The 23,497-nt window shown below is 42.0% G+C and carries 23 protein-coding genes, 1 other RNA gene and 1 pseudogene; 22 read left to right on the forward strand and 3 right to left on the reverse strand.

The window, feature by feature from the left end; translation table 11 throughout:
• Positions 1–305 precede the first annotated feature (305 nt).
• The 6 genes and pseudogenes from smpB (at position 306) to ACFVU8_RS26320 (ending at position 5,395) form a co-directional block, all read left to right on the forward strand.
• The gene (smpB, locus tag ACFVU8_RS26295; protein ID WP_175369975.1) at positions 306–785 is read left to right on the forward strand and encodes an SsrA-binding protein SmpB; all 480 of its coding nucleotides are present in this window, start codon (positions 306–308) and stop codon (positions 783–785) included.
• A gap of 194 nt (positions 786–979) precedes the next feature.
• Positions 980–1,344: a transfer-messenger RNA gene (gene ssrA, locus ACFVU8_RS26300) on the forward strand.
• A 327-nt stretch (positions 1,345–1,671) separates the two neighbouring features.
• Positions 1,672–2,034, forward strand: a complete 363-nt coding sequence (locus ACFVU8_RS26305; protein ID WP_387431249.1) for a hypothetical protein — start codon at positions 1,672–1,674, stop codon at positions 2,032–2,034.
• Positions 2,035–2,304: 270 nt separating this feature from the next.
• Positions 2,305–2,697, forward strand: a complete 393-nt coding sequence (locus tag ACFVU8_RS26310; protein WP_387431250.1) for a MerR family transcriptional regulator — start codon at positions 2,305–2,307, stop codon at positions 2,695–2,697.
• A pseudogene (locus ACFVU8_RS26315) lies at positions 2,694–3,308 on the forward strand (SDR family oxidoreductase); the annotation flags it as partial. The gene ACFVU8_RS26310 and the pseudogene ACFVU8_RS26315, both read left to right, overlap by 4 nt.
• Before the next feature lie 779 nt (positions 3,309–4,087).
• Positions 4,088–5,395 carry a DUF6270 domain-containing protein gene (locus ACFVU8_RS26320; RefSeq protein ID WP_387431252.1) on the forward strand — a complete coding sequence of 436 codons (1,308 nt, stop codon included), beginning with the start codon at positions 4,088–4,090 and terminating at the stop codon, positions 5,393–5,395.
• 319 nt (positions 5,396–5,714) lie between these two features.
• Here the strand turns inward: ACFVU8_RS26320 and ACFVU8_RS26325 are convergent, their stop codons facing one another.
• On the reverse strand, positions 5,715–6,074 hold the full coding sequence (locus ACFVU8_RS26325) for a collagen-like triple helix repeat-containing protein (protein ID WP_083205389.1): 360 nt from the start codon (positions 6,072–6,074) through the stop codon (positions 5,715–5,717).
• 302 nt (positions 6,075–6,376) lie between these two features.
• On the opposite strand from ACFVU8_RS26325, the gene ACFVU8_RS26330 reads away from it, so the two are divergent.
• Together ACFVU8_RS26330 and ACFVU8_RS26335 are read left to right on the forward strand one after the other, a co-directional pair.
• On the forward strand, positions 6,377–7,168 hold the full coding sequence (locus tag ACFVU8_RS26330) for a sensor domain-containing protein (protein ID WP_379470375.1): 792 nt from the start codon (positions 6,377–6,379) through the stop codon (positions 7,166–7,168).
• Between the two features lie 332 nt (positions 7,169–7,500).
• A complete protein-coding gene (locus ACFVU8_RS26335; RefSeq protein WP_066375570.1) occupies positions 7,501–8,064 on the forward strand; it encodes a tyrosine-type recombinase/integrase in 564 nt (187 codons plus the stop codon).
• Between the two features lie 73 nt (positions 8,065–8,137).
• Here the strand turns inward: ACFVU8_RS26335 and ACFVU8_RS26340 are convergent, their stop codons facing one another.
• Positions 8,138–8,821 carry a universal stress protein gene (locus tag ACFVU8_RS26340; protein ID WP_066375567.1) on the reverse strand — a complete coding sequence of 228 codons (684 nt, stop codon included), beginning with the start codon at positions 8,819–8,821 and terminating at the stop codon, positions 8,138–8,140.
• Between the two features lie 131 nt (positions 8,822–8,952).
• Between ACFVU8_RS26340 and ACFVU8_RS26345 the strand changes: the two genes are divergently transcribed.
• From ACFVU8_RS26345 to ACFVU8_RS26400, 12 genes are all read left to right on the forward strand, one after another.
• Positions 8,953–11,358, forward strand: coding sequence for a Na+/H+ antiporter subunit A (locus ACFVU8_RS26345; RefSeq protein WP_387431479.1), 2,406 nt, complete (start codon positions 8,953–8,955; stop codon positions 11,356–11,358).
• Positions 11,345–11,767 (forward strand): Na(+)/H(+) antiporter subunit B, encoded by a 423-nt coding sequence (locus tag ACFVU8_RS26350; RefSeq protein ID WP_066375562.1) that lies wholly within the window; start codon positions 11,345–11,347, stop codon positions 11,765–11,767. Before ACFVU8_RS26345 ends, ACFVU8_RS26350 begins: the two co-directional genes overlap by 14 nt.
• Before the next feature lies 1 nt (position 11,768).
• On the forward strand, positions 11,769–12,107 hold the full coding sequence (locus ACFVU8_RS26355) for a Na(+)/H(+) antiporter subunit C (protein ID WP_066375559.1): 339 nt from the start codon (positions 11,769–11,771) through the stop codon (positions 12,105–12,107).
• Positions 12,100–13,575 carry a Na+/H+ antiporter subunit D gene (locus ACFVU8_RS26360; protein ID WP_379470373.1) on the forward strand — a complete coding sequence of 492 codons (1,476 nt, stop codon included), beginning with the start codon at positions 12,100–12,102 and terminating at the stop codon, positions 13,573–13,575. Before ACFVU8_RS26355 ends, ACFVU8_RS26360 begins: the two co-directional genes overlap by 8 nt.
• A gap of 15 nt (positions 13,576–13,590) precedes the next feature.
• The gene (locus ACFVU8_RS26365) at positions 13,591–14,070 is read left to right on the forward strand and encodes a Na+/H+ antiporter subunit E (protein ID WP_066375557.1); all 480 of its coding nucleotides are present in this window, start codon (positions 13,591–13,593) and stop codon (positions 14,068–14,070) included.
• Positions 14,067–14,348, forward strand: a complete 282-nt coding sequence (locus ACFVU8_RS26370) for a Na(+)/H(+) antiporter subunit F1 (RefSeq protein ID WP_078500563.1) — start codon at positions 14,067–14,069, stop codon at positions 14,346–14,348. Before ACFVU8_RS26365 ends, ACFVU8_RS26370 begins: the two co-directional genes overlap by 4 nt.
• A complete protein-coding gene (locus ACFVU8_RS26375) occupies positions 14,326–14,736 on the forward strand; it encodes a Na+/H+ antiporter subunit G (protein ID WP_387431481.1) in 411 nt (136 codons plus the stop codon). The genes ACFVU8_RS26370 and ACFVU8_RS26375 overlap by 23 nt, the downstream gene beginning before the upstream one ends.
• A 57-nt stretch (positions 14,737–14,793) precedes the next feature.
• Positions 14,794–16,626 (forward strand): glycerophosphoryl diester phosphodiesterase membrane domain-containing protein, encoded by a 1,833-nt coding sequence (locus tag ACFVU8_RS26380; RefSeq protein ID WP_379470371.1) that lies wholly within the window; start codon positions 14,794–14,796, stop codon positions 16,624–16,626.
• Positions 16,627–16,818: 192 nt separating this feature from the next.
• Positions 16,819–17,193 carry a P-loop NTPase family protein gene (locus tag ACFVU8_RS26385; protein WP_387431255.1) on the forward strand — a complete coding sequence of 125 codons (375 nt, stop codon included), beginning with the start codon at positions 16,819–16,821 and terminating at the stop codon, positions 17,191–17,193.
• A gap of 18 nt (positions 17,194–17,211) precedes the next feature.
• On the forward strand, positions 17,212–17,916 hold the full coding sequence (locus ACFVU8_RS26390) for a hypothetical protein (protein WP_387431257.1): 705 nt from the start codon (positions 17,212–17,214) through the stop codon (positions 17,914–17,916).
• An 80-nt stretch (positions 17,917–17,996) separates the two neighbouring features.
• Positions 17,997–18,416: a hypothetical protein gene (locus ACFVU8_RS26395; RefSeq protein WP_387431258.1), complete on the forward strand. Its 420-nt coding sequence runs from the start codon at positions 17,997–17,999 to the stop codon at positions 18,414–18,416.
• The gene (locus tag ACFVU8_RS26400; RefSeq protein ID WP_387431259.1) at positions 18,355–19,131 is read left to right on the forward strand and encodes a HipA domain-containing protein; all 777 of its coding nucleotides are present in this window, start codon (positions 18,355–18,357) and stop codon (positions 19,129–19,131) included. The genes ACFVU8_RS26395 and ACFVU8_RS26400 overlap by 62 nt, the downstream gene beginning before the upstream one ends.
• 95 nt (positions 19,132–19,226) lie before the next feature.
• On the opposite strand, the gene ACFVU8_RS26405 is transcribed toward ACFVU8_RS26400, so the two are convergent.
• Positions 19,227–21,089, reverse strand: coding sequence for a helix-turn-helix domain-containing protein (locus ACFVU8_RS26405; RefSeq protein ID WP_387431261.1), 1,863 nt, complete (start codon positions 21,087–21,089; stop codon positions 19,227–19,229).
• A 205-nt stretch (positions 21,090–21,294) separates the two neighbouring features.
• Here ACFVU8_RS26405 and ACFVU8_RS26410 point away from each other — a divergent pair, with 205 nt between their 5' ends.
• Both ACFVU8_RS26410 and ACFVU8_RS26415 read left to right on the forward strand, forming a co-directional pair.
• Positions 21,295–21,834, forward strand: coding sequence for a GNAT family N-acetyltransferase (locus tag ACFVU8_RS26410; protein WP_387431263.1), 540 nt, complete (start codon positions 21,295–21,297; stop codon positions 21,832–21,834).
• A 218-nt stretch (positions 21,835–22,052) separates the two neighbouring features.
• The gene (locus ACFVU8_RS26415; RefSeq protein ID WP_387431265.1) at positions 22,053–23,255 is read left to right on the forward strand and encodes a macrolide family glycosyltransferase; all 1,203 of its coding nucleotides are present in this window, start codon (positions 22,053–22,055) and stop codon (positions 23,253–23,255) included.
• The last annotated feature ends 242 nt before the right edge of the window (positions 23,256–23,497 follow it).

The following is a 23,497-nucleotide window of genomic DNA, read 5'->3' on the forward strand; positions in this document are numbered from 1 at the left end:
CGCAATAAGCTGCTGAAAGAATACTTATTAAGACGCTGTTCTCTGATTGCAGGGAACGGCGTTCTTTTTACAGCAGCAAAAAAAGCATTTGCTTAGCCCGTAAGAGTCCTTGGCACAGAGATAAACCTCAATTCCATACTCCTAAGGGTCGAGGACATACAAAATTCCAAGACACGAGGAGAAGGCCAAAGTATAAATTGGAGACTGACCTGCCAACTTCCTTGCGCTCCGTGGATTCCATTTGTTACAATATAGATCTGACGTTCGGATGATTTTTATGAAATATGATTCGAGGAGTGATTCTCATGGGTAAAAAGGCAGACGGGAAAGTGCTCGCCCAGAATAAAAAAGCATCCCATGATTATTTTATCGAGGACACTTTTGAGGCTGGAATGGTGCTGACGGGAACGGAGATCAAATCGCTTCGTAACGGCCGCGCTAATATTGGGGATGCTTTTGCCACGATTCGTAATGGCGAGATTCACATTCACAATATGCATATCAGTCCTTTTGAGCAGGGCAACCGTTCCAATCCTGATGATCCTACCCGTACACGTAAGCTGCTGATGCATAAAGCGCAGATTCACAAGCTGCTTGGTCTGTCGAAGCAGGATGGTTACTCCATCGTGCCGCTGAAGATCTACGTGCGCAATGGCTATGCGAAGCTGTTGATTGGCTTGGGTAAAGGTAAGAAGCAATATGACAAGCGTGATTCTGCTGCTAAAAGAGATGCACAACGCGATATTCAACGTGCACTGCGCGAGAAGCAAAAGATCGCCAGATAGTCTAGTTGGTGCGTTGTTTGTAGCAGTTCCAGTTTCAACCTTCAATTCCTTTAACCCACGTGTTAAAGTGTTGATAAATGTGATATACTGTGTAAGTAAAGTAATTGCTTCTAAGCAGTCTTCTGATGAAGAAGCTGTGGATTGGATCTCTCTTGCTGGATGATCCGCTTAATCCGAAGCGCCCTTTTTAATGAGGGGCCGTTCTTGGATTCGACGGGGGTAGTTCGAGCATGAGCAGCGAGTAGTGGGGACGCGTCCGCTTCATCAACGCTAAAGCCTATTAAACGGCAAACAACAAAACAACTACGCTTTCGCAGCTTAATAACCTGTGTGCGTGCTTCTACCCTGCATCGCCCATGTGACAGGGATAGGGGCTAACAAGTAGTGGGATACGCCGCTTGGTCTCCGCCTGGGGTCAACGGAAGAAGATAATCAGGCTGACCCAACGTATAGCCGGTTACGGGGCGATACTCGGGTGACATCAAAACTGTGACTACACTCGTAGAAACTTATGTGCCGTTATCTTCGGACAGGGGTTCGACTCCCCTCGGCTCCATATGGAGTATTAGAAAAGCGACCTTGATGGGTCGCTTTTTTGTAACCTTACAAGTAAATTTTAGTCGTTTTTTATAATGATATGGAAATTTCTCAAATGTATATTTGTGTTTTATAGTGTCTACTGTATGTCTTCGCCATGTTTGATATGCGTTTTAAACTGCAGAAGATTCTCTCTACCGCCACGAATATCATCCGCATGAGGATGGTTTCAATACTATTATTAACGAGATTATCCTTTAGCAAAGTATCTTTGCTATAATTATTTATATGATAGCATTCACTGATAACGCTTTTTTATAATAAACTCTACAGTGGCTGGTGAATCTGAATGAGTGAAAAATTTTGGTTAGTGGTACAGTATCCTTTGAAAAGTGCAAAAGGCAGTCAACGTGATCAATGGTTAAGAGATAAAGTCATGGAATACTTGGAGATATCGCTAGCAGATGCTAATTTAGGCTATGTTGATGGCTCTGATATGGGGAAATGTATTTCCGACCCGAAAAAATATGCTCTTAATATATTTTGTGTCATTACAGAAGAAGAGCGGAGTATAGCCTTGGTAAAAAGAGTTTTGAGAGAAAGCAGGCTTGATTATACTCATATAAAAATTGCTACAATGCCCTACGGAAAAGAAGAAACATATACTTTGAAATATGCCTATAAAAAGGGTGTTACTGATTTTTTACTATAGCCTGATATTGTGTTATTTGTGATAAAAGTGCAGCTAACAATCATAAAAAATTATGATTCGTTATCTTCGGACAGGGGTTAGACTCCCCCTCTGGTCCATATGAAGTATTAGTGAAGACACCTTTAAGGGTGTCTTTTTTCATTTTAGTGACTGTTTTGAGCTAAGCATGGCGATCATTTTTTACTCCCACCCCCCCAGTTGACTTAAACCATGGTTTAAGTTGTATGCTAATTATGTCGACAACAACAGATAATACGGGGAGGCCTCCGGATGAAGTATTATTCCATTGGTGAAGTTGCAGCCAAATTCAATATACCTGAATCAACACTACGTTATTATGAGAAAAAAGGGCTAATACCACAGAGCGAGCGTGATGAGGCGGGGAGAAGGTTATTTTCAGAGGATCATATAGGCCTGCTTGGAACGGTGATTTGTTTGAAAAACACGAATATGTCCATAAGTCGCATCAAGCAATATATTGATTGGGTCGTAGAAGGGGATGCCACCGTTGAGCTCCGGCTCAAGATGATGAGGACGCACAAGCAGGAAGTGCTGACCGAAATTTCGCTCATGACGGAAGCCATCGGAGGGATTGACTGGAAAATTGACCGTTATGTCAAACGTTTGAAAGAAAAAAATAATGAAGGTGAGGAATCACGATGAGGCTTTCAGGAAATACCATATTGATTACAGGAGGAAGTACCGGAATAGGGTTGGCTTTTGCAGAGCGTTTCATCCAATTAGGGAATCAAGTAATCGTATGCGGACGGCGTGAGGAAGTACTTGAACAGGCAAAACAAAAGCTTCCTGCCCTCATTACCCGTGTGTGCGATTTGAATCATGAATCCGAGCGAGTGGCTCTGTTTGATTGGGTAACAGCCAATTATCCGGAAGTAAATGTTTTGGTTAATAATGCAGGAGTCCAGCAGCGGTTCAACGTGTTAAAAGGAGAAGCCAAGAACAATTGGGGATATTTCAATCAAGAAATCACTACTGATATCGAAGCACCATTTCACTTTTCTATTCTGTTCGCGCCATATTTTGCGGAAAAAGAAGAGGCGGCCATCATTAATGTCACCTCAGGACTAGCATTTACACCGTTTGCGATTGCACCGATTTATTCGGCCAGCAAAGCGGCGCTGCATTCCTTTACGATGAGCCTCAGACATCAGCTTTCTGATACGTCAGTAGAAGTTATCGAAGTTGCTCCTCCAGCTGTGAATACGCAGTTAGGCGGGCTAGGGCTGCATACACATGCGAAAAGCATGATTGAATAACTACGAATATAAAAGATAAGCCATTGTGTAAGAACTTTTCACACGCACAATCCAAAAGACAGAATGAAGTTACTTGATTACGTGCGATACTCGGGTGACATTAAAACTGTGACTTCACTCGTAGAAAAATATATGCCGATATCTTGGGATAGGGGTTACTCTCCTTGGTTTTATTCGGAGTAACAAAAGGCATCTTCATATTATTAGGTCAGCCAGAAATTCTGGTTGGCCTATTTTTGTAGGTGTTTTAAATTGTGGTATCCGGGAGAACGTAGGCACCTTTTGGGATTATGCCCCGTCAAAAAAACGGTTCTCCTATTCCCTTCAATGACCATGTTTGATTGGTAGGGGCATTTGACCCCGCAATAAGAGAAGCTATGGGTTTGGAATCATCGTAAAATGCCGTTAAATACAAATCAGAAGGTTATTGTGGAACCCATGGTGGGCGTAGATGCGGCAAAGAGATTAGCGGTACGGTATGGGGTTTGTTGAAAAAAATCCTATAATCCGATAGATTACGATAAAAAAAGAAAAGAGAGCAGACCCTATAAGGTGTTGTGACGCCTGTGCCAATAAGCTTCTCAATTACGTATACACCATCCTCAACAAGAAGTAGCCCTTTCACATCCAATTCCCAATTTATCAATGTTATTCACGCTAATGAAAGTTCTTTGTTCCATATACTTGACAAGGTCTTAGCAGTTTTTGCGTAGTTCAAGTAGGCATAGATTCATGTATAATAATACCATTATGTAATTAACATTGGAGGCGCTCAAATGGTATTGGTAGATATTCATGGTTCATGCATAAGCAGAAATATTTTCAACGTTAATAAAGACACTAATATATCGGTTAATAGTTATTTAAGCAGAAATAATATTGTATCTAGTATGATGCCTCCTGCAAATATTTCTACAAGATCTGAAGAGTTGTCTATTTTTGATAGTGAGTATTCTCATCGTTGTTTACGGAACGGTATTGAAAAGAATACGGTCCCAATCCTTTTGAATTCTAATGCTGATTTCCTTGTGATTGACTTTTTTGACTTTTGCCAGCCGGTTGCTGTATATAAAAATACGACTTTCTCTACTTATGATTACTCATTTTATAATACTGCAGCTTATAAAAGTGAACCGGAACAATTTCAAAGAACTAATTTTTTGGAAATTCCAAGTTGGTTGTGGTACGGATATATTGATCTATATTGGGAGAAAATGATCGAGAAGTTTGGGGCAAATATCATATTGGTTCGAATTAGAAGTTGTAATAATTATATAGCGAAAGATGGGGAGGTTAAGGATACTCCACCCGCAATGTTGCATTTTGGAAATGCAATCTATAATAAACCACTTTATGAACTTGAAGAGTATGTTATAGACAAGTATAATCCGTATGTTTTAGATGTTTCAAAATATTTTATTGCCGATGAAGAGTATAATCCGGATGTAACACCTGTTCACTTTGAAGAAAACTATGCCATAAGTTCTTGGTCATTAATGCAAGATATTATCCTGAATAAACCGAAACAAAGATACTATGATAACCTTAGGCCGCAGGTGGTTGCTGACTTATTAGGAAGAAGGGTTGATGATAGAAATTTTGAGGTAATCTGGAGAGAAACAGAGAGCTTTTTTGTTGCAAATGATCTTTTGGATGATATATCTTCAGATAGTGATCCAATAGATGTTATTCAAAATAGAGAATGGTTAGCGACCCTGTATCAAGGGTTAGATGTTATACATTCAGCTTTCTCTACTATGGATATAAATGAAAAACTAACACTAATAAATGAATTTATCAATGGAATCGAACTGTCGGAAAAAGATAATGTGTTTAAATGGAATTATTTACATAAACTTAAAGAAAAGCAAGAGTACTTAAATCAACCTGTTGAGCACTTGGTAGAAAGGTTTATAGCGGCTTTAGATAAAAACGACTTAAGGTGGATTCAAATGCTGAATTGTTTGGGGATATTGCTTCCAGAAGATGAATCAGTTATGTACTATCAATTGCAGTATTATATCGCTGTTGATAATAAAGTAATGATTACTAAGCTTAAGCAACGCCTAGATTCCGCAGAATAAACGTCTTGCCTCAGTCTTCAGTGAAAGTGAGATCTGTCTGTAACTACACAGGTAGAAACTTATGTGCCTTTATCTTCGGACAGGGGTTTGACTCCTCAGCTCCATCAATTAAATCCACGACCACATGAGGTTGTGGATTTTTCTTATCACTGAGAACAATAGTATAAGCCCGCCACTAAAATATATAGCCTAATCCAAGAGGTCCTTAGGAAAATTCAGCTAGAAGGTAATTAAAGAAGGAAGAGAGACTACTTACAGAAAAATCAACCTAAACACAAAAAAAGCTCCATTCCTACTGGAACGGAGCTTTTCCTCCAATTTAGAAACACGTGAATGATTGAATCAAATTCAAATCAAATCCCGTATACACCCAGAACCTTCCGTTCCATTGAAACCCTGCGACCGAGGTACGCCCTACGAAGACCGGGAAAAACCAGAATTGGTTTCTATTCACGAGCCAAACGTACGTATTCCGAAATAAACAACCAGCAATCGCTCCGGGGTCGACAGCCAAGGGGGTAATCGCAGGTTGCTGAGGGATAAATCCCGGGGGAGGTGAGCTGGGTCCCGCGGTTCCTGGTTGGCCAGGCTGTCCTGGGAATCCTGGTTGCCCTGGAAATCCCGGCTGTCCGGGCTGCCCTGGGAATCCTGGGGCACTAGGTGGTGGTAAAAATGACATGATCTCGTCACTCCTTAATGGATGGGCTAACACATTGTATGTAGGAGCGGAGAGAAGTGAATGGGCGCACTGCATATTTCTTCATGCATTCCGCAGAGGATGGAACGTTTAGCATAAATGTATAGCATTTGAAGGTGAGTGGTATGGCGCCTTTGCTTCCAAAAGTTCATCTCACCAGGGCTAGTCCTAGCCTAAAGTCTAGGCACAAACACCCCCTAAGACGGTTATGTCAGCTAAATAAGGCGGCTATAATTAATTTATTGAGAAGAACGTGACTTATGAAGCAAAGGAGTGTTTGAATAATGAACGCAACAGGGGCGACTGCGAAGGAGCCAACAGGTAAGGTGAACTGGGTGCTTTTTAATCCAAAAACTTATGCAACAATCCTCTATTTTTTACTCTCTCTCCCGTTAGGAATTATCTATCTTACTGTAGCGATAACAGGAGTTGCACTATCCATCGCTTTAACTCCATTATTTATCGGAATCCCGCTGTTTTTTGGAGTAGCTAAGTTGTTGGATGGGATTGTGAAATTTGAGCAAAGCATGATTAGACAAATTTTAGGCTTGCCGGTTCAGCCTGCCTCGTACGCTACGGGCCAACAGTCTGACGCTGGGCAGAACTGGTTTATGCGAATGGTGAGAGGGTTTGACGGCGGGTTATTTATTCGAAATTTGCTGCTCGTCTTCCTAAGATTTGTTACGGGTATTGTATTCTTTGTAATTATGATAACGGTGATCTCATTAGGACTAGGCTTTATTGCTCTTCCAGCCGTGCATATTATTTTGATGAATGAAATGCAACTGAATATTTTAGAAAATAGCTTGTTTAATTACTTCCATATCGATTGGACCTATAATCAGCAATATCTGTTGTACGTAGGTGTTGGCCTTGTCCTTTTTTGGATTGCGCTTCGCGTCGTGAATGGACTCATGCAAATTCAGCGCAGAATCATGTATGTGGATGAGGCATATCAGCGGCCGTCAGTAGCAGCGGAAGCATCAATATATGACTCCGTTCAGTCACTATATTATGAGCACCAAGAGGATCAGTCCACTCAAGGGTTGATGCAGCCAGCCTATAGAGAGCTTTAGAACATGGAGTTTTTATAGATATAAGGAAAAAACCTATGTTTCCAACTGTCAGTACAATAGACCTAACCTTACGATCCCCGCAATGGGGGTCTTTTTTTTGGAAGGAGGGGAGGGGGAAGTTTGGAACTGTAGGAGCGAAGCGCTTGCTACTGTAAAATGCTTTTAGAATGCGGGTATAGCAGCTTGTTGATTAGGTTCTTATCCGACTGGATATCATGTTCAATGGAGAGCTCATCCGTCAGTTTTTTTATTAAATTAAGCAATCTTTTAATTGTTATGTTACTTAATATATGTTAGCCTTAAATTAAGTAACATTATCGGAGGGATTTTCTGTGCAATTTGTTAATCCGATTCGGGACGTAAAAACCATACAAGCGATGAAAGAGGAGCTCCGAAAACACTCTTTAAGGGATCTGTTGCTTTTTGTATTGGGAATTAACACCGGGATTAGTCTTCTTGATTTGCTCAATCTTACTGTACAGGACGTTTGGGATGGCCAGAATGCCAAGCAGTTTCTTTATATTAAGGATGAGAAGACAGGAGAAGAAAAGGCTCATTACTTAAACAGCAAGGTCGGGGAGATACTAAACGAGTATTTATCTAACGTCGATTGGAAGCCTGAGGATTATTTGTTTAAATCCAAAAAGGATTCTGGTCCGATTACCCGTCAGCAGGCGTATCGAATTATTAATCACTCGGCAAAGGAGGTAGGGATATCTGAGAAAATCGGGACCCATACACTGAGAAAGACGTTTGGTTACCATGCATACTATAGAGGAGTTGCCATCTCCATTTTAAAGTCGATTTTGCATCATCATTCTACGGCTGAAACGTTGAAGTATCTGGGGATCGACAGGGTTGAGAAGCGGCCCATTAAAGTGGATGTGAATTTATAAACGATCTGTGTTTTGAAAAGATAAAAAAACTCCGCATGAAACATGCGGAGAGGGTGAGCTTTTTTATTAACTTTTATTGTGCAGAGTCATCCAGACCCAGTGCTGTATTAATATCTACATTTGTTAGTTCGGTGACAATCCCGTCAGTTACGAGAACATGTAAAGTCGAAGCATCCTTCATAAAACGGAAAATTCCGTTATCGAAATCGGTATCCGCTTCTTTGAAGAAAATGCCTTCATATTCCGTTTCTTTTTCGTGACTGAAGCTTAACTGGTAATTCTTCCCGTCTTTAATCAAATAAGCACGAATGCCCTTTTGATAATTACCTTCTTCATCCCGGATATAACGGGCAACGGAAACGATATGCAGATCGACAAAGGGGATCTCACGTACCAAAGAATTAATGATAGATCCCTTCGTAATTTGTTCCCATCGGCTGCTTGCTGTCTGGCCTAGAATAATCTGTGTAATGTTGTTATCTCTGGCTACTTCTGCAATGACCTTATAGACAGGGCGGCTTTCATTATCCTTCATGATAAATTGGGCCGTAGCGTGAGCGTGGGCATATTCTTTCCATTGTTCGATATAGAGTAATTTCTCGGCGTCCAGTTCGTCAAATGGCTTCGGATCGATGGTCAATATATAAAGCGGAGCTTTCATGATATTAGCGATTGCACAGCCACGTTTGATTAGTCTTTCGCTATTGGGACCATAATAAACGCAAACCAGAATGCTCTCATTATATACGCTAATCATTTTAAGTATTTCACCTCAATGCTAGTATTAGGACTCATTTAAACTATGTAAGACTATAGTTGATGTTAACAAAAGAGTCAATATGTAGATACGGAAGCAGAAGTCATGAATAAGGAGGAGTACGCTTGACTATGTTCTATACCTATATTTTTCTCCCGTTGATCAGTGCAATATTTGTTCCCTTCTTATATAAGTATTTCAATCGCGTAGTACATACGGGATGGTTCGTTTTACTTGTACCTACATCTATTTTTATCTATTTACTACAGTATATACCTGGTGTTGCGGCTGGTGACACGTATAAATACACATTATCCTGGATACCGTCCCTGGATATGAATATGATCTCCTATGTGGATGGGCTCAGCTTGTTATTTGGTCTGCTCATTAGCGGAGTCGGTAGCTTGGTCATTATTTACTCTATATTTTATATGTCTAAGGTTCGTGAGGCGCTCCACAACTTCTATATTTATTTGCTCATGTTCATGGGCGCTATGCTGGGGGTAGTATTCTCCGATCACCTCTTAGTCCTGTACGGGTTCTGGGAGTTAACCAGTGTTTCTTCCTTCTTATTAATCTCCTATTGGTACGAGCGCAAGAGCTCCCGCCAAGGCGCCTTGAAGGCGCTATTAATTACTGTCCTTGGCGGATTCGGCATGTTAGCCGGGTTTATTATGCTGATCATGATGGCGGATACTTACAGTATTCGGGAAATGATTGCGAACCTGGAAGTTATACAAAGCCATGTACTATTTATTCCCGCGATGTTATGTGTTTTGCTCGGTGCATTTACGAAATCCGCACAATTTCCATTCGGTATTTGGTTACCGGACGCGATGGAGGCGCCAACTCCGGTGAGCAGTTACCTCCACTCGGCTACAATGGTCAAAGCTGGTATTTATTTAGTGGCTCGTATGACTCCGATTTTCGGGGGGAGCTCCGTGTGGTTCTGGCTTGTGGCTGGAATTGGTCTCATTACGCTGCTTTACGGTTCTTTGACGGCGCTGAGGCAGACCGATCTAAAGGCGATGTTAGCATATTCTACAATTAGTCAATTGGGATTGATTATGTGCTTGCTTGGAGTCGGTTCTTTAGCCGTCTATTTTGGGCCTGGTGAGAGTGGCACGATCTTTACAGTAGCAACATTTGCCGCCCTATTCCATCTGTTTAATCATTCGACCTTTAAAGGAAGTTTGTTCATGGTTGTCGGTATTATTGACCATGAGACAGGTCGGCGGGATATTCGCTATTTTGGCGGTTTGATGCAAGTGATGCCGATTACGTTCACGATCGCTTTGATTGGCGGTTTATCGATGGCGGGATTACCGCCGTTTAACGGTTTTTTGAGTAAGGAAATGTTTTTTGCAGCGGTGAATGAGGTATCCCAGGCCGGTATCTTCGGTTTGGGCAGCATTGGTCTCTTGTTCCCGATCATTGCTTGGATAGCTAGCATATTTACCTTCGTTTATTGCATGATTTTTGTATTCAAAACCTTTGGAGGACAATATCGTCCTGAGAAATTGACACGAAAAGTGCATGAAGCGCCTTGGGGGATGCTATTTTCTCCAGCCGTCTTGGCATTACTCGTTATACTCATTTTCTTCTTCCCAAATGTATTGGGTAAGTATATTCTCACTCCGGCACTAACATCCATTTTGCCGATGATGCCGCTGTCTCCATACGACCTGAAAATCAGTGCATGGCATGGGCTCAATATGGAGCTGATAATGACGTTCGGTGTCATTGTTGTGGGTCTCCTTCTTTTCAAAACATCCAAGCAGTGGATCCAGGTGATGAGAAATTATCCGCAGGGATTAACGTTGAACCATTGGTACAATAAGGGCTTAACTGGTACAGAGAGACTGTCGGAGTCCTTAACGAATCGTTATATGACAGGCTCGCTGAGACGTTATCTGATCTACATTTTTTCATTCTTTGTCATTGTGTTGATAAGTTCGCTTCTGCTGCTCCACGGTCTCCAGTTTGATTTCTCAAATAATGCAGCTATCAGTATTTTTGATGTCGGACTTGTGCTCGCGATGGTGATCGCCGCAGGTACTGTCTTATTTGCCGGCAATCGAATTGTGGCTATTGTTGCACTAGGTGCGTTAGGTTATATGGTTTCGATGTTCTTTGTTATCTTCAGGGCTCCTGACCTGGCATTGACGCAAATGGTGGTGGAGACGGTGACAACGGTTCTGTTCCTACTGTGCTTCTACCATTTACCGAAACTTAAGAAAAGCATCGAACGGATTCCTTTCAAACTGACGAATCTGGTCATCTCGATCGCGATGGGTCTAACCGTGACTGTTCTCGCATTGTCCGCGAATGGGCATAAGTTATTTGAACCCATCACATCCTTTTTTGAAAATGCCTTTGAGCTGGCGGGTGCCAAAAATATTGTCAACGCTATATTAGTGGACTTCCGCGGATTCGATACGATGCTGGAAATATCCGTGTTATCCATTGCTGGACTAGGTGTATATATATTCGTTCATCAGCGTTCCAAAAGGAGGGAACAAAATGAAACCGAATGATGTGATATTGAAAAGTGTAACTCGAGTAGCTGCTGTAATCATATTGACCTTTTCGATCTATTTATTTATGAACGGTCACCATCATCCAGGAGGAGGATTCATTGGGGGACTGAGTATGGCATCATCTATTGTCCTGCTGTATCTTTCTTTTGGAGTCGAGAAGGTAAGGGAAAACATTCGGGTGGATTTCAAAAAACTTTCCGCGGTGGGAGTGTTGATTGCTGTTGCGACCGGAACAGTGAGTGTGGTATTTGGTAAGCCTTTTTTAACCCAGACCTTCGGTCATTTTGATTTACCGATCTTTGGCGATACCGAGCTCGCGTCTGCTTTGATTTTTGATACCGGAGTCGCTTTGGCTGTCATAGGCACCGCAGTCAATATTATTCTAAGCATAAGTGAGGATCGTTAATATGGAGACACTAATGGTCATACTAGTCGGTATTTTAATATCCATTGGAACCTATTTGATTCTATCTAAGCAGCTGCTGCGGATTGTGCTTGGAGCATCCATTGTGGGCCATGCGGTTAATTTGCTGCTCATTACTTCCGGTGGGCTGAAGACAGGGAGTGCCCCTCTACTGGGAGAGAAAGTCGCGAACTTTACGGATGCTATTCCTCAAGCATTAATTTTAACTGCGATTGTCATTAATTTTGCCGTGACAGCGTTAGTACTAGTTTTATGTTACCGGGCCTATCAAAGCTTCGGGACGGATGACATGGAGCAATTAAGGGGGAATGAGCTTGAATAATTTGTTGATCGCGCCGGTTATCATTCCTCTGTTGATGGGGATGGTCCTCATTATATTCCAGAAAAATATAAAGCTACAGCGGATTCTTAGTCTGGCTGCATTGTTAGCTACTAGTGTCATTGCCGTTCTATTGATGAATCAGATCAGAAATGGCGGAATTCAAACCTTACAATTGGGTGGTTGGAAAGCACCTTACGGCATTAGCTTCGTGGGGGACATGTTCAGTGCTTTGCTGCTTTTGGCTACTTCAATTGTCTCGGTGTGCTGCTTAATTTATGCTTTTTCATCGATTGGTCGAAAACAAGAAAAATTGTACTTTTATCCTCTATTTTTGTTTTTGATTACAGGTGTCAATGGTTCGTTCTTGACAGGGGATTTGTTCAATTTATATGTCTTCTTTGAATTGTTTCTGGTTGCTTCCTATGTACTAATCACATTGGGGGGAGGCCAGCGGCAGCTTGGCGAGTCACTCAAATATATTTTTACGAACATTATTGCATCGGCGTTCTTTTTGATCGGAGTAGCCTATTTATATTCTATGACCGGCACATTGAACCTCGCCCATTTATCGATGCGGATTGCAGAGGTTGGTCAGGATGGGTTAATTACTACCGTCGCATTATTATTCCTGATCGTCTTCGCTATGAAGGCGGGATTATTGCTCTTTTTCTGGCTGCCCGGATCCTATAGTGTACCGCCAACGGCAATCGCTGCTATTTTTGCAGCATTACTCACTAAAGTAGGGATATACGCCATTTTCAGAATGTTTACGCTCATCTTTTATCATGAACCGCAAATTACCCATATGTTTATTGGGATTTTAGCCGCTATTACAATGATACTAGGTGGACTCGGAGCGATCGGTTATTGGGATTTGAGAAAAATATTAACCTTCAATGTGGTTATCAGCGTTGGATTTATTATGGCTGGACTTGTCTCTTTAACATCCACCGGCATAGCGGGTTCTATTTATTATTTGATTCACGACATGCTGATTAAAGGGCTTGTATTTATGATTGGGGGAACCATAGTTCATCTCACGGGAACAAGTGACTTGAAGAAAATTAGCGGCTTGATTCGTCATCACCCCGGGTTAGGCTGGATGTTCTTCATCGCAGCTTTGTCTATGGTTGGAATTCCTCCGCTCAGCGGATTTCTTGGCAAAGTATTTACGACGCAAGGCGTCTTTGAAGCCGGCTATTATTGGCTTGGAGGAATCGGGCTGCTGGCCAGCTTGTTCATTCTGTTTTCCATGATCAAATTGTTTATGAACGCTTTTTGGGGTGAAACGATTCTGGGTGTTGAGGAGGAGAAAGGGACAACGAAAGGTTTGTTGCTTCCGATCGCTCTGTTGACGCTGGCTAGTGTTGCTATGGGAATCGGCGCTGAGGCGATTACGGGTTATGTTGCTCAAGCTGCCGAGGAATTGCTCAATCCAAATTTATATATTCAGGCCGTGTTTGATTAAAGGGGGGAAACAGTCATGCCCGTTCAGGTGCTACTCAACATATTCATTGCCTACTTGTGGATGTTTCTGCAAGAGGATATGAGTATATTAAACTTTATCAGCGGTTACTTTGTGGGTCTGTTTATTTTAATGTGCATTCGCCGTTTCTTTAAAAAACCGTTTTATCTATTCACGTTAGCCGCAATTGGGAAGCTGTTCATTCTCTTTATCCATGAGCTGAATACTTCTGCGATGATGGTCATGAAGCATGTGCTCCGTCCTAAAATCGATGTTAAACCGGGGATTTTCAAGGTGGAAACGGATTTGGAGGGGGATTTGGAAATTACGCTCCTATCCTTGTTGATTTGCTTAACACCGGGCTCAGTCATCATGGAGGTAACCCCTGATTCGAAGGTGCTATACATCCATGGTCTGAATATGCCTGAATCCAGGGATTCAGTATTAAAATCAAAATCTGTTTTTGAAAAAGCGATAAAGGATGTGACGAGAAAATGATATTTGAGACGGTGTTGATTACTGCATTATGTATATTAATGCTGGCCATACTAGCCAACTTATACCGGATTGTAAAAGGGCCTTCCAGTGCAGACCGTGTTCAAGCTTTGGATTCCATTGGTATTAATCTGATCGCCAGTACCGCCGTGTTCTCCGTGCTGCTGCACACACATGCCTTTTTTGATCTTATACTACTGATCGGGATCCTTTCGTTTATTGGAACAGTTGCCTTCGCCAGATTTATTGAAAGAGGTGTTGTCATTGAGCGTAAGCGGTGAAATAATCGGGGCCGTCCTCATTCTCATTGGAGCTATTTTCAGCTTGATCAGCGCGATTGGGAATGTGCGTCTGCCCGATGTGTACACAAGGTCTCATGCTGCATCTAAAAGTTCTACGCTTGGCGTGCTGTGTGCGCTCGTTGGAACATTACTGTATTTCTTAATTTCTGACGGTTTCTTCAGCATCCGCCTCATCTTGGGAATCTTCTTTGTATTTTTAACAGCTCCAGTCGCCGCTCATGTGATTTGCCGTGCTGCTTACCGCAGCCAGGTGCCGTTAGCCGAGCAGAGCGTTCAAGATGAATTGAAGGACTATTATATGGAGAATGAAATCGAAACCGCCCAGTTAGAGGATAAAGAAAAAATTGCTGTATATCAGGGAAAATGAAGAAGCGGTCCGTCCTCAGTTGAGGGTGGGCTGCTTTTTACAAGTAGGTGCAAATTGATGAGTGAGATTTCAAAGGTTCCGATACACAAGCAGGTTACCGATATTTTTCGGATACTTGCTTTTTCGTACAGGGAAATATTTATTTTCGAAATTCTGTATAAGCTGCTAACGTTGTTTGTCTTTATTCCAGCCATTTCATCCATATTTCGTGGATTTCTCCGCTTAAGTGGGTTTGCCGGAGCTACCAATTACGAACTGTTGCAATTTGCGATGAGTAAGTATGGATTGTTATGCATGCTGATTCTGCTTCCAATCGCCACACTGCTGATTTTTATAGAGCTATCGGTTCTGATTATTCTCTCGTATTATGGTCAGAAGAGACAGCGGATCGGACTAATTCCGGCGTTTTTGCAGTCGCTTTCCTATCTTCGGTCCCTGTTCAAAATAGGATTTCTAGGGTTGGTGGTCTATCTGCTGCTGTTTCTCCCGCTAGGTGCGGGGGTAGGCACTACGCTACTTCCTTCTTTGGAAATTCCGAACTTTATCACGGGCGAGTTAGTAAAAACAGGCGGAGGAACACTTCTGCTTATTGGCGTGCTGGGGGTCATGTTATTCTTCAATGTTCGCTGGACCTTTTTGCTTCATATTGTGGTGATCGAGGGGGCGGCAAGCTTTCGGAAGGCGGCGAAAAAGAGCGTTGCACTCCTTAAAAAAAGACATCTCCGCATATTAGTGGTTATGCTGTCGGTATTCTTCCTCTATCTGCTCGTTGTCATTCTGTTGATTGTAGCTTTTGTCGGAGCTGTGGGTTTTCTATACTTCCTGTGGGAGCAGCAGACGGTATTTGCTAGTGTTGTGCGGATAGTCGCTTTGAAGAGCGCAGTACTATCCCTCTATCTGGCAACATTATTTTTGCTGCCGCTTTATATTACCACAATTACCCGGTTGTACATGGTGAAGGCGAACCCGAATGATGTCGTGCTGCAGCTACCTGAGCCGAAGAGCTTGGAAGATCGGTCCATTCAGAATCAAGGATTGCTACACAAGCATAAAAGAAAGATCATCGCGCTTGGCTCAGTTACTACATTTGCAGCGGCAATTGCTCTTCTGCCAGCCATAGATGGAATGCAGATGGAGGATCAAAAAGCCGAGATTATGGCCCATAGAGGATATGTTTCGAAGGGGCCGGAAAATACGATTGAGTCCATACAGGGTGCTATTGAGGCGCAGGCAGATTATGCAGAAATCGACGTGTTGGAGACCAAGGACGGAGACCTTGCCGTCATACACGATACCAATTTGAAGCGTCTGACAGGTATCCATGCACAGGTGTATGATCTGACAATGGATGAATTACGACAGCTGCAAGTGAAGCAGGGGAATTTCACAGGACGAATTAGCAGTCTGGCAGAAGTGATGGATGTAGCCAGAGGTAAAATAAAACTAAACATTGAAATCAAAACACATGGAATGGAACAAAATCTGACCGATACATTCATCCGGATTGTGCGTGAAAATCATTTTGAAAATGATTGTGTTGTACAGTCGCTGGATTATGAAATCGTGCAGCAAGTCAAAGCCGCAGCGCCAGATCTTCAGGTGGGTTATATTTTGTTCGCCGGTGTCCCAGACATGGGGCAGATTCAAGCCGACTTTGTCGTTATGGAAGAGTATATGGTCAAAGAATCGGTTATCGCTTCGGCCAAGCGGCATCACAAGCCTATCTATGTCTGGACAGTAAATAACACCGAAAGCATGCGACGATTCTTCAGTATGGGTGTCGATGGGATCATAACAGATTACCCTGAAGATGCGATTTCCATTGAAGAAGAACTTAGAACGGGACCGTTGTCGGCGTTGACCCAGTGGCTTAATAATTTGAATTTTTGATGGATAATGAAAAGCCCCGCAAGCTCTGCATATGCAGTGGCTTGCGGGGCTTGGCTTTATTTAGACGTGGTTTTTGAATGAATGCTATTAATTAAGATGATTTAGAAAAAGGTGTTAGCCCACATCAAGCGGAATTATTCTTTGATGTGACTAACTAGATTGAAGATAGATGCTTTATTGAGGAGAGTGACTATGCTTATCTTAATGGAAGGATTGCCTGGGGTCGGGAAGTCAACGAACTCGGGCTTATTATTTCGTCAGTTTGAGAGACATGGCTTTAAAACAAGATGGGTGCATGAGCTTGATCGGCCGCATCCTGTGTTATTTTTTCAAGAATCTCACTTTAAGATGAATGAATATCACAATTGGAAGACCCGCCATAATCTTTCAACTTCACTCATAGAAAAGTTTGCGACAATCCGTGAGGAGTCTGTTGGTTTCGATTTGCTCGAATTGTCGTGGAATTATAAAGCAGCATTATCCGAAATGGCCTTCAATGAACTTCAAGAACGAGATGTGTGGAAATTCTCACTAGATGAATATATAAAGGCTGCGCTGGAAAAGTAGAGGTTCTTTGCGAAGGAAGTGGCAGCGGATCCGGAGCAGGTAGTCATTTTAGACAGTTGTATTTTCCAATACCAAATCTTTAGTTTTCAATTGGCAAACGCTTCGCAACAACAGTTAGATTATTTTATCGAAGCTTTATGGGAGTGTCTGACACCGCTCAGTCCCAAATTAGTCTATCTCTATCGCAATTCTATAACTGATACCATTAATCATCTTAAACAGGTACGGGGAGAGTCGTTTTTTCTAAACATCTGGGAAAGGGATCGCTTAAGGCCTTACTACAAAGCTCGTGCGGACAGGGTGGAAACGTATTTCGAGTTTTTAGCCGATTATCATGCAATTGCCCAAGAACTGTACAACAAGGCGAATTGCCCGAAACTTTCCATTGAGGTTACAAGTGGAGAATGGAATGAGTTCGAAGAGCGTATGCTTGCTTTTTTTGGACTAACACGGCTTCCAGATATAAATGCTGGCATATATGAAGGAGATTACCTGAACAACGATTTGGGATTATTACTTAAGATCAAGCAAGAGAACGAAGAATATTTCTTAATCGATCCTAATGGGAGTAAGCATAAATTGATTGCGCGCACTTCTACCGAGTTTTATATAAATGACCTACCTGTGATCTTAAATATCTCCAAACAAGGTGAGATTGTAATTGACGGTGCCAGCTTAATGAGCCGGTGGACGGAAAAAGGTTTGGTGTTTCATAGAGAATAAAATAGATAGCGGAATGATATAATAGTATCTATTAATACTATGGATTCAATTCGATTTATTCTATTTGTGGGAGGTTGAACATGAAGAATTTTAAAACATTTATTTCTCCTTCTCTCCAGTTTGAGGTGCTGGAGCATGACCGTGTAATTGCCAAAGTTAAACTGGACTACGTGAATCAGAATGTTGATGTTTGGCAAGATGACAAGGTGTCGCCCGTCTTTCTACCTTTTCCCGGTAAGCAAAAAGTGTTAGTTGGCGATGTACTAGACTATTTCGAGTCTCGGTGTCTACCGCGTACCCGGCATCATATTGAAAAAGTACTGCATGCTCTAGAGCTTCAAGATTATGTACCAACCGATATAGTAAAACAAACACATGGTGTACTATATGATGACTACGTGTGGATCCGATTCTCTGGTGAGGAGTTGACGTGCGCTGATGTCCATCCCCGTTTTGCAAGTGAGCAAGGACTTTCGGCAGACATTTGTAAGCAGCAGTAAGGGTGATCAGCTGAAATGGAAAATGGGAAACGTATGGGGGAAAGCTAACAAATTTGGCTACGAAGGTTTAGCAGAATGGGTAGCATACGAAATGATCAAACGTTCAAATATTCATCCCGAGTTAGTAGTTCTTTATAGTCAGTGTATATTGAGAGAAAACGACAGTATTGATTATCAGGGGTGTTATTCTGAAGATTTCCTCCTGCCAGGGGAGAGTCTTATTTCTTTGCATCGTATTTTGGAAAGTTACGGTATTAATTTTGATGATGTACTTCGCGATCAAAGCACACGTGATGCGGTACTTTTCATTGTTGAATTTCTTCGCAATAAGATAAATTTGGATACTTTAGAGTACTTCTCAATAATGTTGGGACTGGATGCTTTTTTATTGAATGAAGATCGCCACTTGAACAATATTGCTTTTATACATGGTCCAACGGGATATAGACTCTGCCCATATTTTGATCATGGCTTGAGTTTACTGTCAGATATAACGGATTATCCATTCAGTATGCCTACAGATGTAGCCTTACGAAATGTTAAAGCCAAACCCTTTAGTAAAGATTTCTCGAAACAAGCACGTGCTCTGGAGACAACCCTTCGATTTGATCATTCTTCAGTCTTACAATTTATTGAGCAGCATGATGAAGAACTTGGGAGAGTCTCGAAGATCCTGAGATTGCAAATACGCAAGTATGAGTATTTATTTGTTTGAAGCCAACCCTCAAAACCAGTGGAGCCATCTAGTAAAGTTCCAGCACCATATTAGAAAAAAGGAGCTTGGACAAAAGCTCCTTCTTAACCTTCTTATTAATTCTCCCTACCCTCCAATATTCTCTCAGCTAACTCATCTCCACAGTACTCCAGATCCATTATGGACTGAAATAAATCGGCTTGCAGCTGTCGTTGCTCCCTCGTCCAGGCTTGTTTGGGGGAGCTGAAAGCTGCCAGAGTTTTTGGATCGGTCAGACTGTTCTGGAAATTTTGCAACTGAGCATACATCTCATTGTAGACATTCGTCATTTGATCTAAATATTTGGTCAAAGGAGAATCTGTTCTCATAGTTAAAAGTGAATGATTCAAATATACTGCCGCACTTCTTCTCGCATCAGTCAGAGCCATCAGACAAAAGTGGTTGACGCTGAGCCTTCTGGCAAAATCCTGATCGTTCGCATGTTGATACCATTGTTCGTCCTGCAAGCCTGCCTGCCATTCCTGCAGGGCTTGGTATCCCAACTTATATCCTCTATTTTCCGGGGCCTTCATGGAGTCCAGTTTGGCCTGGAGAGAAGCGTACAGAGTATCCAGTGCGGATGGCTTAATTGACTGGCCGTTAAAACGAATGAGGATGAAGGGCCAGTGATCCACATTCAGGTAACCCTTGCTCATTTTCATGCGCATCTGGAATTCCGGGTCGTTTTTAAGCTCTTCAAAGGTCTCTTCGTCAAAATAGCTGCGGCATAGCAAAGTGTTCCCGCCATCCATATAGCCGGTGATGACCCCCCATTCGTGAGCTACACGGAGGTTGATGGCTATCGGCAACTCATGTTTTCTGATGCTGGTCATAATCATCTGCTTCTCCAGTTTACGTTCCTCGGGTGTGATGCGGTCTGCCCAGCTAACCTGAAGTCCGTAGGCTTTGAATGCCAGGCTGGCATAGTCGTAACCCACAAGTCCATCAGCAGAGCTATAGTCCCAAACGGGGTTAAAAGCGATCCTCCAGCATGCTCCTGAAGCACCCATCACCGTTTCATAGGTTGTTTCTTGTCCCATGGTCTTCAATGAAAGATAAAGAGCACCTGCCCAGGAACAATCCATTCCTTGACCAAAACCAAGACGTTCCACGTTCTCTACAATATAATAATCATTCCTGGCATCGCCTCTATATAGGCGAGAACGGTCCGGTGTATAATGAATTTTATCGCCTTCTCGGCAGCTGATTGCATGTATACCTGTGCCGTTTACATAAACAAGCAAAAGGTAATCGTCTCCGTTATTGTCGATCAGGCTAGGGAACAGTTCGTGATTTGCGGTAAAATGTTCCCATTTAAAGTATTCATAATGTTTCATCTTGCTTAAGACATTTTGATTTGTCTGTTCATTGCCATAGGCAGCAAACACAATCTCCAGTTCCTTTGGCTGCAATGGATAACCCTCAGTTTTGAGATCAAGTACTAATTGGTTATTTTGCTGAACATAAGTAGCAAAAGTCCCGGAAGGGGTCTGATATTTGATCAGCAGCAGTTTGGTCCGGTTACTATTAATACGATTGGGAAAAGTCTGCTCATTTACGGCCAATGTCAAACGATTGCCGACAACGAACTGGTTAATGAAATGAGTAACATCGTGACTTTCATGACCATCTGTGTATGCTGCGTAGAGAACAACCAGTTGCTGTGGCATCAAAATACTGTCAATCGAGTGACCGAGTGCAGTAGATAGCAGAGGTAGGTTGGCTGTTTCAGGCATAGATTTTCCCGTCTCCCATTTGGAGACCGCTTGGGCACTGACATTTAATTGCTCGGCCAATTGTTCTTGTGATAATTTTTTTTCTTTACGGAGCATTGCGATTCTGTTGCCGACTTTTTCGTTACTCAACATAGTTACATCTCCCGAAAAGTGAATTACGACGTCGTTATCTTTTATTATAATAGCTTGCAATGGAAATTCCATTTATTCCAAGATGAGTGAATATAGTTTTGTTCAACCGTGGGTTGAATTTGAAAGGACCGTTGGGGTTAGGAGACGCTAATGTTATGCCTATTTATTGAACACAACAGTATTTTAGGCTAGTATAAACATGAAGTTCTTGCAGACAATATGTCTATATATTGTAAATTGCTGAATAATCAGCTTTTATATAACTTGGAGGCATCATATGAGTACATTCGATGTAATTACAACAGACCGATTATTAATCAGAACGCTGGAAATAAAAGATAGAGAGGCTTTTTTTAGATATCGTGCGATGCCTGAGGTGTATAAATATCAATCATGGAAACCACAGAATATAAATGAGGTTGAGAAGTTTATCTCGGACAATTTGACTGTCGTACCGAATACCAGCGATTCATGGCTTCAAGTTGCTATTTCTCTGAAGGATGGGCAGCTTGTCGGTGATATCGGCATTCATTTTTTGTATGATGGTTTTCAGGCTGAACTAGGATATACGCTTTCTCCTGAATTCCAAGGCAAAGGCTATGCCTCCGAGGCGGTCCGGGCCGTAATCGATTATTTGTTCACCGGGCTGGGTAAGCATAGAATTACAGGGTCAGTGGATCCTGACAATCTGAAGTCGGTCAAGCTGCTGGAGAATTTGGGGTTTAGAAAAGAAGCGCACTTTATCAAAAGCTACCGGATGAATGATGCTTGGTATGATGATTGTGTTTATGCTATTTTGGCAGACGAGTGGAAGTGAATTATATAGCTTATACCAGTGAGACCACCTTTGAAGGTGGTTTTTCTGCATGCTGTCAGTTTTTTGGAGGGTAAGTCCTCTCAAGCGCTAAAAGTTTGAGATTTTTCAGGGATTATACTATGATAAAATAAATTCCAATATTTGTTATATTGATGATATGGATTATGCCCCGTACTCTTACACAATTTAGAGAACAGTAAACCTAAGGAGTGGTAGAAATGGCGCGCGTTTTATTTATTAACAGTGGATCTGAGGGACATATCAATCCAACACTTGGAGTAGTGCAAGAGCTCATTGCGCGTGGAGAAGAGGTAGTTTACTTTTCTATAGAAGCTTATAGGGAACGGATTGAGCAGACGGGTGCTTCCGTACGAACCTTTGACGATCAAAAATTCATTAGAGCCTTTATCTCAGGTGGAAAAGATTATGTCCTCGAAAGAATCAACGGTCTTTTACTTACGGCCGATGTAGTGATTCCAACCGTTATTGAACAAACCGCAGGAGAGCATTTTGATTACATCATCCATGACTCCATGTTTGGTTGTGGACGTTTGCTTGCGCAAATTCTTAAGCTTCCTGCCATCAGCTCTTGTACTACCTTTGCGCAGACAAAAGAGGTATTCGATAGAACGTTGGAGCAGTCTTTTACAGGGGTACCTGCAGAAATAGTTCAACCTATATACGATAAATTTAATGAGCTGACGGATATATTGAAGGAAAAATATAATGTGGAGATCACTTCTCCTTACGAAGTATTTTGCAATCCAGCACCGCTTACTATCGTGTACACAACGAGGGAGTTCCAACCTTATGAAGAAGCAATCGACCAAACTTATAAGTTTGTAGGCCCATCGATCTCTTCACGATCAACGCAAGAAAACTTCGACCTTATGGCAATCATGGAGAAAAGTCCAATTTACATTTCCCTGGGTACTGTCTTCAACCAAGCCATTGATTTCTATAAGCTTTGTTTTGAGGCATTGGGGGGCACGGAGCATACGATAGTCATGTCTATTGGGAGTAGGGTTCAAATTTCTGATTTAGGGCAGATACCTAGCAACTTTATCGTGAAAAATTATGTTCCACAAACGGACGTACTGAAATACACCAAATTATTTATCACACATGGTGGAATGAACAGTACCAATGAAGGTCTCTACTACGGAGTGCCGCTAATTGTAATCCCACAGAGTGCCGATCAGCCAATCATTGCCGGGCGAGTGGCCAACATCGGGGCAGGAGTTAAATTGCAAATGGAAAGCTTATCTGCCAAACAACTACGTGAAGCGGTAGATCATGTGTTAAGCGGCCCAACCTTCAAGGAAGCTGTTGCTGCTATTAGAGAACCCTTTCTAAAAGCAGGTGGATCTCGCCAAGCTGTTGACGAGATTTTCAAATTTAAAAGTCAACATCGCATCTAAGAAAGGAAGGTTATCGGATCTGAGAAAGATTGATAGTCTGTTACACGTCAGTATTGCAGGAGTCGTATTATTTGGAGGCCTATTTCTGGCTAGATACACAATAAAGAAAGAGTTTGGCGTAATAGAATTGTTGGCAGTATGCTTTTCCTCGTTGGAATTATATTTTTAATCTTTTGGAAAAGAAAAAATAATGAATCGAACTAAAGGTTAATGGTGATATCTAAAACCGGCAGGAGTGACAG

Source organism: Paenibacillus sp. NPDC058177 (genome assembly GCF_042883835.1).
GTDB classification, from domain to species: Bacteria; Bacillota; Bacilli; order Paenibacillales; family Paenibacillaceae; genus Paenibacillus_AQ; species Paenibacillus_AQ agri.